6 protein-coding genes and 1 rRNA gene are annotated in these 11285 nt (G+C 55.6%); 1 reads left to right on the plus strand and 6 read right to left on the minus strand.

All coding sequences use genetic code 11. The features are described from left to right. Window positions 1–102: 102 nt before the first annotated feature. Window positions 103–3786: a methionine synthase gene (metH, locus tag ACREYP_RS20995; RefSeq protein WP_336818228.1), complete on the minus strand. Its 3684-nt coding sequence runs from the start codon at window positions 3784–3786 to the stop codon at window positions 103–105. A 193-nt stretch (window positions 3787–3979) separates the two neighbouring features. On the opposite strand from metH, the gene iclR reads away from it, so the two are divergent. Continuing rightward, window positions 3980–4813 (plus strand): glyoxylate bypass operon transcriptional repressor IclR, encoded by an 834-nt coding sequence (gene iclR / locus ACREYP_RS21000; RefSeq protein WP_008455884.1) that lies wholly within the window; start codon window positions 3980–3982, stop codon window positions 4811–4813. Here the strand turns inward: iclR and aceK are convergent. The 5 genes from aceK to rrf form a co-directional block, all read right to left on the minus strand. Further along, window positions 4810–6552, minus strand: coding sequence for a bifunctional isocitrate dehydrogenase kinase/phosphatase (gene aceK / locus ACREYP_RS21005; protein ID WP_336818227.1), 1743 nt, complete (start codon window positions 6550–6552; stop codon window positions 4810–4812). The genes iclR and aceK overlap by 4 nt on opposite strands. 57 nt (window positions 6553–6609) lie before the next feature. Continuing rightward, on the minus strand, window positions 6610–7917 hold the full coding sequence (gene aceA, locus ACREYP_RS21010; RefSeq protein WP_336818226.1) for an isocitrate lyase: 1308 nt from the start codon (window positions 7915–7917) through the stop codon (window positions 6610–6612). Window positions 7918–7947: 30 nt separating this feature from the next. Further along, complete coding sequence (gene aceB, locus ACREYP_RS21015) at window positions 7948–9546, minus strand: malate synthase A (protein WP_039299404.1); 1599 nt, start codon at window positions 9544–9546, stop codon at window positions 7948–7950. A 245-nt stretch (window positions 9547–9791) separates the two neighbouring features. Then, the gene (gene metA, locus ACREYP_RS21020; protein WP_008455894.1) at window positions 9792–10721 is read right to left on the minus strand and encodes a homoserine O-acetyltransferase MetA; all 930 of its coding nucleotides are present in this window, start codon (window positions 10719–10721) and stop codon (window positions 9792–9794) included. Window positions 10722–11155: 434 nt separating this feature from the next. Then, window positions 11156–11271, minus strand: a 5S ribosomal RNA gene (gene rrf, locus ACREYP_RS21025). Window positions 11272–11285: the final 14 nt, after the last annotated feature.

The raw sequence follows: 11285 nt of genomic DNA on the forward strand, positions 1-11285 counted from the left end.
AAATAGCCACCATCCTTCAGTATAAGGGTTTAACTTCAATAAAGAGACAAGGCGCCCCCAGAGCGCCTTGTAAGTTGTAAGGAAAGATAACAGGTTTGTGAGTCAGTCGGCGTCGTACCCGAGGTTCGGCGCAAGCCAGCGTTCGACCTCGCTGACCGGCATGCCTTTGCGTCGGGCGTAATCTTCGACCTGGTCGCGCTGAATTTGCGCGACGGCGAAGTACTTGCTGTCCGGGTGGCTGAAGTACCAGCCGGAAACAGACGCACCGGGCCACATGGCGTAAGACTCGGTGAGCTTCATGCCAATCACGTTTTCGACGTCCAGCAGCGCCCAGATGGCCGCTTTTTCCGTGTGCTCCGGGCAGGCCGGGTAGCCCGGTGCCGGGCGAATGCCTTGGTAATTCTCGCGAATCAGTTCCTCGTTGCTGAGGTTTTCCGTGGCCGCGTAGCCCCAGTAAACTTTACGCACGCGCTCGTGCAGATATTCAGCAAAAGCTTCGGCCAGGCGGTCGGCAACCGCTTTCACCATGATTTTGTTGTAATCATCGTGCTGCGCATCATAAGCGCCCGCCAGCGCGTCTTCTTCAATACCGCCGGTGACCGCAAAAGCACCGATGTAGTCGGCTTTACCGCTGTGTTTAGGCGCCACAAAATCGGCAATGCAGTAGTTCGGGAAGCCGTTCTTTTCCGTTTGCTGGCGCAGATGGCGGCTGAAGCCTTTCACCTGAGAGCGTGTTTCATCGGCATAAATCTCCACGTCGTCCCTCACGCGATTCGCCGGGAACAGGCCGACCACGCCGCGCGGCGTCATTGTTTTCGTCCGGTGGAGCATATCCAGCATGTCGTTAGCGTCTTTAAACAGCCGTTTTGCCTCCTCGCCAACAACCTCATCTTCCAGAATGCGCGGATATTTTCCGGCCAGCGACCAGGTCATGAAGAACGGCGTCCAGTCGATGTAGTTCCTCAGCGTTTCAATGCTGGCGGTCACTTCCTGCACGCCCAGCCAGTGCGGAACCGGAGGCGTGTAGTTTTCCCAGTCGAAAGGCAGATCGTTATCCCGCGCGACTTCCAGCGTAACCGGCGGCGTGCGCGGTTTTTTACGCGCGTGCTGCGTACGAACAACTTCGTATTCTTTGCGGGTGCGGGCGACAAATTCATCGCGCTGGGTTTCTGAAAGCAGAGCAGAAACCACGCCGACGGTGCGCGAGGCGTTCTGCACGTAGACGGTTGGCCCGCTGTAGTTCTGCTCTATTTTCACCGCCGTGTGGGCTTTTGACGTAGTTGCCCCGCCGATCAGCAGCGGCAGCGTAAAGCCCTGCCGCTCCATCTCTTTGGCCACGTTGACCATTTCGTCCAGCGACGGGGTGATAAGCCCGGACAGGCCAATGATATCGGCCCCCACTTCACGGGCGGTTTTCAAAATTTTCTCGCCGGGCACCATCACGCCAAGATCGATAATCTCGTAGTTGTTACATTGCAGCACTACGCCGACGATGTTCTTGCCGATGTCATGGACGTCGCCTTTGACAGTCGCCAGCACGATTTTACCGTTGCTGCTGCCCTGCTCTTTGCTGGCTTCGATGTACGGCTCAAGGTAAGCCACCGCCTGCTTCATCACGCGAGCCGATTTCACCACCTGCGGCAGGAACATTTTCCCTTCGCCGAACAAATCCCCCACCACGTTCATTCCCGCCATCAGCGGGCCTTCAATCACTTCTATTGGGCGAGTCGACTGCTGGCGGGCCTCTTCGGTATCCGCTTCGATAAACTCGGTGATGCCTTTCACCAGCGAATACTCGAGACGTTTCACTACGTCCCAGCTACGCCACTCCGCCAGTTGAGCATTGGCGCCGTCATCGCTTTTGCTGCCGCGATATTTTTCGGCCAGCTCCAGCAGACGTTCGGTGCTGTCGTCGCGGCGGTTGAGAATGACGTCTTCGACGGCATCCCGCAGTTCAGCCGGAAGATCGTCGTATATCGCCAGTTGCCCGGCGTTGACGATCCCCATGTCCATGCCGTTGCGAATTGCGTAGTAAAGGAATACCGCGTGGATGGCCTCGCGCACCGGCTCGTTGCCGCGGAAAGAGAAGGAGACGTTAGACACGCCGCCGGAGATCATCGCATGGGGCAGCTCGCGCTTAATATCTTCGCAGGCGCCGATAAAATCCTGGGCGTAGTTGTTGTGTTCTTCGATGCCGGTCGCCACCGCGAAGATGTTCGGGTCAAAGATGATGTCTTCCGGCGGGAAGCCCACCTCTTCGGTAAGAATTTTATAGGCCCGGCGGCAAATCTCGATTTTACGCTCTCGCGTATCGGCCTGGCCCATTTCATCGAACGCCATCACCACCATCGCCGCGCCGTAGCGGCGTACCAGCTTCGCATGATGGATAAACGGCTCAGTGCCTTCTTTCATGGAAATAGAGTTAACGATGCCTTTGCCCTGAATGCACTTCAGCCCTTTCTCGATCACCTCCCATTTCGAGGAGTCGATCATGATGGGCACCCGGGCGATATCCGGCTCACCGGCAATCAGGTTCAGGAAACGCACCATCGCCGCTTCGGCGTCGAGCATTCCCTCGTCCATGTTGATGTCGATGATCTGCGCGCCGCTGGCGACCTGCTGCAGCGCCACGTCCAGCGCTTCGCTGTATTTCTCTTCTTTGATCAGACGCTTAAACTTTGCCGAGCCGGTAACGTTGGTGCGTTCCCCGACGTTAACGAACAGGCTATCCGCGCCGATATTCAGCGGCTCAAGCCCGGCGAGGCGACAGGCAACCGGCAGATCGGGGAGTTTACGCGGCGCAACGCCTGCTACCGCCGCGCTCATTGCGGCGATATGCGCAGGCGTCGTCCCGCAACAGCCGCCGACAATGTTCAGGAATCCGGCCTGCGCCCATTCCCCAATCTGCTGCGCCATCACGTCCGCATCAAGGTCGTATTCACCAAAAGCGTTTGGCAGACCAGCATTAGGGTGAGCCGTCACGTAGCACTCAGCAATGCGTGACAGTTCAGCCACGTACTGTCGCAGTTCGTCCGGCCCCAGCGCGCAGTTAAGTCCGAAAGAGAGCGCGTCGGCGTGGCGCAGGGAGTTATAGAAAGCTTCCGTCGTCTGACCGGAAAGCGTACGGCCTGACGCATCGGTAATGGTGCCGGAAATCATGATCGGCAGATCAACGCCAAGCGCTTCAAACTCCGCCTTTACGGCGAAGATGGCGGCTTTGGCATTCAGGGTGTCGAAGACCGTCTCGATCATGATCAGATCGGCCCCGCCCTCCACCAGCGCTTTGGTCGATTCACGGTAAGCGGCGACCAGCTGATCAAAGGTGATGTTGCGGAAGGCCGGGTCGTTCACGTCTGGAGAAATTGATGCCGTGCGGTTGGTCGGGCCAAGCACACCGGCGACGTAACGCGGTTTTTCCGGCGTACGGGCCGTCCATTCGTCGGCACAGGAACGCGCCAGCTTAGCGGCTTCGTAGTTAATTTCCGCCGACAGCGACTCCATTTGGTAGTCCGCCATTGCAATGGTGGTGGAGTTAAAGGTGTTGGTTTCAACGATGTCGGCGCCAGCTTCAAAGTAGGCATAGTGAATCGCGGCGATAATTTCCGGTTTGCTGAGCACCAGCAGGTCATTGTTGCCTTTAAGATCACACGGCCAGTCGGCAAAACGCTCGCCGCGGAAATCACTCTCATCAAGGCGGTAGCTTTGGATCATGGTCCCCATACCGCCGTCCAGCACCAGAATGCGCTCACTCAGTTGTTGCTTCAGCTTCTCTACGTTGTTGCTCACGCCTCACTCCCACCTGTTTTCCCTGCCTGACGGATATGCCATCCCATACTTGCACAATCTATAGGGTCGTAAAAGCCGCATATCGGGAACATGAGAGATGTTCAGCATCACTCATCCGATCAGTCTGAGTAGCGGTTGCAAATTCGCCAAATAAAACGAAAATGATTTCCACGATACGAAAAAGGAGTCCGGTATGGTTGCTACAGTCCCCGCTAAACGAGGTAAGAAACCCCGCACCGCCGCCGCTGCGGCTCCGGCTGCCACCGGGCAAGTGCAGTCCCTGACCCGCGGCCTTAAGCTGCTGGAGTGGATTGCCGAATCTGACGGCAGCGTGGCGCTCACCGAGCTTGCCCAGCAGGCTGGTTTGCCCAATTCCACCACCCATCGCCTGCTCACCACGATGCAGCAGTTAGGCTTTGTGCATCAGGTGGGCGATCTTGGCCACTGGACGATTGGCGCGCACGCATTTGTCGTCGGCAGCAGCTTCCTGCAAAGCCGCAATCTGCTGGCCATTGTGCACCCTATTCTGCGCAAACTGATGGAAGCCTCCGGCGAAACCGTCAACCTCGCGGTACTCGACAAGAGCGATCACCAGGCAATTATTATCGACCAGGTTCAGTGCACGCAGCTGATGCGTATGTCAGCACCTATTGGCGGCAAGCTGCCGATGCACGCATCCGGCGCGGGCAAGGCGTTTCTGGCTCAGCTAAACGACGACGAACTGACGGGCCTGCTGCACCGCAAAGGTCTGCACAGCTACACGCCAGCCACGCTGACTTCGCCGCTGCATTTAAAAGAAGATTTAGCGCAAACCCGCAAGCGCGGTTATTCATTTGACGATGAAGAGCATGCCCTGGGGCTGCGCTGTGTGGCTTCGTGCATCTACGATGAACACCATGAGGCATTCGCGGCGATCTCTATTTCTGGCCCGATTTCACGCATCACCGATGACCGCGTGACCGAGCTGGGTGCGCTGGTGATCAAAGCCGCGAAGGACATTACTCTGGCTTACGGCGGCGGGCGCTAGCCCGCTCGCTTCACTTCCCCAAACCGCTGGCTGAAGCGCTGGCGGCGGCGATAAGCATAAACATCTTCGACATAGCCACCGCGGATGCGAGTTTGCAAAGCGCGCCAAAATTCAGCGCGGAACAGGTCGGCGTGCATTTCATCGAATAGCGGGCGAATGCGTTTGTCTGCACAAAGATAGTGCCGGAACTCTTCCGGGAAAACATCTCCGGGCGAGATGCTGTACCACGGCTCCGAAGAGAGTTCATCTTCCGGGTAACGCGGCGGCGGAATATCCCGGAAATTCACCTCGGTCATGTAGCAAATTTCATCGTAATCGTAGAACACCACCCGCCCGTGACGCGTCACGCCAAAGTTTTTAAATAGCATGTCGCCAGGGAAGATATTGGCTGCCGCCAGTTGACGAATGGCATTGCCGTACTCTTCCACCGCATCCCTTAACTGCTGGCCTTCTACCTGCTCCAGCCACAGGTTAAGCGGCACCATTCGCCGCTCAATGTAGAGATGGCTGATGGCAATGCGGTCGCCAAGATCGGTCAGTTTTTCAGGCACTTCTTCAAGCAGCAGCGACATGAGGTCGGCACTTATCTGCCGCTTATCCAGCACGAAGTTTTCAAACTCCTGCGTATCCGCCATGCGCCCCACGCGGTCGTGCTCTTTTACCAGTTGGTAGCAGGCACGGACCCTTTCGGCGGTGACTTCTTTTTGCGGCGCGAATTTGTCTTTTATCACTTTAAACACGCGATCGAAGCCCGGCAGCGTGAACACCAGCATCACCATGCCGCGTATGCCGGGTGCCTCAATAAACTGCTCGGCCGTGCTGTGAATGTAGGTCAGATATTCGCGATAGCTTTCGGTTTTGCCGTGCTTCTGGCAGCCAATCGCCATGTACAGTTCGGCGGTAGTTTTTCCCGGTAGAATCTCGCGTAGCCACTCCACGAGCGCGACGGGGAAAGGGGCATAAACCATGAAATAGGAACGCGCAAAGCCGAAAACGATACTGGCTTCGGGGGAGCTGGTCAGGCAGGTGTCTACCATTAACCGGCCATCATCGGTGCGATGGATCGGCAATAAAAAGGGAATTTTTCCTCCCGGCAGAACCAGTTTGCCAACCAGCCAGGCGGCTTTATTGCGGTAAAACAGTTCATTAGCCACTTCCAGCGTGGCCGTCCGCAATGTTTCTGCGCCGAAGGTTTCATGCAGATGGGCGAGGATAAACCCTACATCCCGCGCAATATCCTGCCAGGGCAGGCGCAGCGGGAGATCGGAGAGCAAGGTCGTGAGCAACGTCGTCCAGCCTTGCTCCGGGAAAAAAGTTTTTGCCAGTGGGCGAGGCAGCGGCCGAAGCTGTTTGCCTGCCTGGGAGCTGAAGATAAAAAGCCGCTCGGGAGTAAGCGAGCGGTGGTCGAAGAGCCGACAATAGACAGAATTAAAAAAGCTTTCGGCAATTTCAAAACGCGGGTAATCCGGCAGTAGCCGGGTGTATTGCTCTTTCACGCGCAGTAAAAAGGCCGCGTCGGTGTTCTGCCCGCCGGTAATGCAGCGAAGCTGTTCTACGACGAGACCTACGTGGTGATCGTACAGGTTGATGCGGCTTTTCATCGCCTGTTGAACGGCGTGCCAGTCGGCCTGTTCAAAGCGCTGCTGGGCACCCGCGGTGACCTCCAGAAATCGACCGTATTGCGCGTCAAACCCCTGCAGGATGGTGTGGGCAATTAACAGCTCCAGCCTGTGTGACATTTATTTCTCCCCTCACCCCGGCCCTCTCCCAAAGGAGAGGGGGAAAATAAAGTTTGTTCAGAACTGCTCTTCTTCCGTCGAACCTGTCAGCGCCGTGACGGAAGAAGCGCCGCCCTGGATGACGGTGGTTACGCGGTCAAAGTAGCCGGTGCCCACTTCCTGCTGGTGAGAAACGAAGGTGTAGCCTTCAGAAGCGGCGGCAAATTCAGGCTGCTGTACCTTCTCAACATAGTGGCGCATGCCCTCCCCCTGCGCATAAGAGTGCGCCAGATCGAACATGTTGAACCACATGCTGTGGATCCCCGCCAGGGTGATGAACTGGTATTTGTAACCCATGTCCGACAGTTCTTGCTGGAAGGACGCGATGGTTTTGTCATCGAGGTTTTTCTTCCAGTTAAACGACGGCGAACAGTTATAGGCCAGCAGTTTGCCTGGGAAGCGCGCATGGATGGCTTCCGCGAAACGGCGGGCCTGGTCCAGGTCGGGTTTAGAGGTTTCACACCAGACCAGGTCGGCATAAGGCGCGTAGGCCAGGCCGCGACTGATAGCCTGCTCAATGCCAGCGCGTGTACGGTAGAAACCTTCCTGCGTGCGCTCACCGGTGATGAATTCGCGGTCGTATTCGTCGCAGTCGGAGGTGATCAGATCTGCCGCATCAGCATCGGTACGGGCGATCAGCAGCGTTGGAACCCCCATCACGTCAGCCGCCAGACGAGCGGCAGTCAGCTTCTGGATAGCTTCCTGAGTTGGGACCAGGACTTTGCCGCCCATGTGGCCGCATTTCTTCACGGAAGCCAGCTGGTCTTCAAAGTGCACCGCAGCGGCACCCGCCTGAATCATCGACTTCATCAGTTCGAAGGCGTTCAGCACGCCGCCAAAACCGGCTTCTGCATCGGCAACGATAGGCAGGAAGTAGTCAATGTGGCGTGGATCGCCCGATTCAATATTGGATGCCCACTGGATCTGATCCGCACGCTGGAAGCTGTTGTTGATCCGATCGACAACCGCAGGGACAGAGTTCGCCGGGTAGAGCGACTGATCCGGGTACATACTGGACGCCAGGTTAGCGTCCGCCGCAACCTGCCAGCCGGAGAGGTAGATGGCTTCGATACCCGCTTTCGCCTGCTGTAAAGCCTGGCCGCCGGTTAACGCCCCCAGACTGTTTACGTAGCCTTTTTTCGACTCGCCGTGCAGCAGGCGCCAGAGTTTAGCCGCCCCGTGCTGCGCCAGAGTACACTCCGGGGTCAGCGAACCGCGCAGTTTCACGACGTCTTCTGCGCTATAGGTACGCTTAATGCCTTCCCAACGCGGCTGTGTCCAGTCTTGTTGTACTTGTTGAATCTGTTGGCTACGAGAGGTTTTCATTTCAGATGCTCCATTTTTATAGGGTTAGGTTCAGGCAAGCAGGCGGTAGCCCGGCAGCGTCAGGAAGTCGATTAACTCTTCTGAGGTGGTAATTTGTTCCATCAGCCGCGCAGCTTCATCGAAGCGTCCCTGGCTAAAACGCTGGTCGCCCAGCTCGTCCTGAATCACCAACATCTCTTCGGCAAGCATCTGGCGGAACAGCGCTTTCGTTACGGTCTGGCCGTTGCTTAGCGTCTTTTGGTGATGGATCCATTGCCAGATGGAAGTACGGGAAATTTCAGCGGTCGCAGCATCCTCCATCAGCCCGTAAATCGGTACGCAGCCGTTGCCGGAGATCCACGCCTCGATGTACTGCACCGCAACGCGGATGTTGGCGCGCATACCTTCTTCGGTGCGCTCGCCAGGGCAAGGCTCAAGCAACTGCGCCGCGGTGATGGGGGCATCTTCGCTGCGGCTGATGTCCAGCTGGTTCTGGCGTTCACCCAGCGCTTTGCCAAACACCTCAACAACCGTGTCCGCAAGGCCCGGATGCGCAATCCAGGTACCATCATGGCCGTTATTGGCCTCCATCTCTTTGTCCGCTTTGACTTTGTTCAGTACCCATTCATTGCGAGCGCTGTCTTTGCTCGGGATAAAGGCCGCCATGCCGCCCATTGCAAATGCACCGCGACGATGACAGGTCTTGATCAGCAGCCGCGAGTAAGCGTTCAGGAAAGGTTTATCCATCGTCACGGACTGCCTGTCCGGCAGGACGCGATCCGGGTGGTTTTTCAAGGTTTTGATGTAGCTGAAGATGTAGTCCCAGCGACCACAGTTCAGGCCCACGATGTGATCTTTCAGGGCGTGCAGGATCTCATCCATCTGGAATACCGCTGGCAGCGTTTCTATCAATAAAGTCGCTTTAATGGTGCCGCGTGGCAGATCGAAGCGATCTTCCGTGAAGCTGAATACTTCGCTCCACCAGGCCGCTTCCTGCCATGACTGGGTTTTGGGCAGATAGAAATAAGGGCCGCTGCCTTTAGCCAGAAGGGCATCCACGTTGTGGAAGAAATAGAGCCCGAAGTCGAACAGGCTGCCAGGGATCGCTTCCCCGCGCCAGGTCACGTGTTTTTCAGGCAGATGCAGGCCGCGCACGCGGCAAACCAGTACCGCCGGGTCTGGCTTCAGCTGATAGATTTTTCCCGCTTCGTTTGTCCAGCTGATGGTGCCGTTTATCGCGTCGCGCAGGTTGATCTGCCCGTCAATGACTTTGCTCCAGCTCGGCGCCAGGGAATCTTCGAAGTCGGCCATAAAGACTTTTACGTTAGCATTCAGCGCGTTGATCACCATTTTTCGCTCAACCGGCCCGGTAATTTCTACCCTGCGGTCGAGCAAATCCTGCGGAATACCACGAATCTGCCAATCACTTTTACGAATGGAATCTGTTTCCGAATTGAAATCAGGAAGCTTTCCACCGTCGATGGCCTGCTGTTCAGCAATGCGAGATGCCAGCAGCTTATTGCGCTGTGGAGTAAAGCGGCTCACCAGCTCGCCGAGGAATTCTACGGCTTCCGGGGTGAGGATCTGCTTCTCTTGCTCGCCAAACGGCTGGCTAAAGGCCAGCTCTTCGCTAACTGTCTGTTGTGTCATTCGGTTACTCCTTCGTCTTATCCCGTCGAGACGGCCAAAAGTGAATCGCGCACGGCTGTGCAGTTTTCATGCAACAGAATTAAGACTACTTGATGATTTTTTAAAATCAAAAACAATTTCCATTTTTGATTTTAAATTGATTTATCATATTGATATTTATGAGATTAAAGTTTAATCAAGGCGGGAAGTGATTTTCAGAATAGAAAAAAGGCGCCGAAGGCGCCTGAAATGGGAAGCTGAAACGCTTAATCGAGCGTCGGGTTCATGTGGCGAAGGTCGAATGGCGTAATCTGGTAGACGTAGTAGTTCAGCCAGTTGGTGAACAGCAGATTGCCATGGCTGCGCCAGGTCGCGTGAGGTTTCTTCGCCGGATCGTCTCCTGGGAAGTAGTTATACGGCACCTCTGGCTGAAGCCCCGCATCGACATCGCGGAAATACTCGCCGGACAGCGTCAGCGCATCATATTCCGGGTGACCGGTTACGAACGCGATGCGCTTATCCCTGCTGCCAAACAGGTAGGCATCGCCCTGTTCTGTTTCGGCAAAGATCTCCAGATCGGTGTAATCCCGGATCAGCTGCGCAGGGAAGTCGGCATAACGAGAATGAGGCGCCAGGAATGAATCATCAAAGCCGCGCGTCAGTAAAGCATGAGGCTGAGTAACATTGTGCTCGTAGACGCCAGAAAGTTTTTCATCTCGAGTTTGCTTTGGAATGCCGTATAAAATATTCAGCGCGGCCTGGACGGCCCAGCAGACAAACAGCGTCGAGGTAACATGATCTTTGGCCCATTCCAGCACCTGCTGGATCTGCGGCCAGTAAGCCACATCATTAAATTCAACCAGCCCAAGCGGAGCGCCGGTGACGATCAACCCGTCATAGTTGTCGTGTTTAATGTCATCAAAATTACAGTAAAAGTTATTGAGGTGCTCGCCAGGCGTATGGCGAGATTCACGGCTGTCGATGCGCAGCAGCTGGATATCCACCTGCAGTGGAGAGTTGGAGAGCAGCCGCAGGAACTGGTTTTCCGTCTCAATTTTCTTCGGCATCAGATTCAGGATCAGCACCTTTAACGGACGTATTTCCTGATTGCTGGCGCGCGATGTCGTCATCACAAAGACGTTTTCTTCACGCAGGAAATTGACGGCTGGTAGCTCGTCCTGCACCCGAATCGGCATAACCTTATATCCTCAAAGCATACGTTTAAACGTTTAGACATCCAGACACCTGACGATACCGAGTTTATGATTCAATGTCGAGTCAGAAGCGAAAAGGTGAAAATGTTTCATTTAAGAGTGATAGCCAAGAGCAGATGCTTACGCTGGATTGAAGACAGGAACTCAGAGAATAACTCTGTCGTAGAAAGCTAAAAATATGAAGGGTACAAAAAGCAAAAAACCCCGGCCTTTCGGTCGGGGTTAATGCTGATTTGATGCCTGGCCGTTCCCTACAATACGCGCATCATCCTGATACTCGCCCCTCCGGGGCCGCCGCACGCGGCGTTCAAAATCATTACTAATGATTTTGTTCTCCTCTGGAGAGTGCTCACCAACAAAAAACAGACAAAACAAAAGGCCCAGTCTTTCGACTGAGCCTTTCGCTTTTATTTGATGCCTGGCAGTTCCCTACTCTCGCATGGGGAGACCCCACACTACCATCGGCGCTACGGCGTTTCACTTCTGAGTTCGGCATGGGGTCAGGTGGGACCACCGCGCTACGGCCGCCAGGCAAATTCTGTTATT

This window comes from Enterobacter sp. TMH.L2 (assembly GCF_050847315.1).
Classification (GTDB): Bacteria; Pseudomonadota; Gammaproteobacteria; order Enterobacterales; family Enterobacteriaceae; genus Cedecea.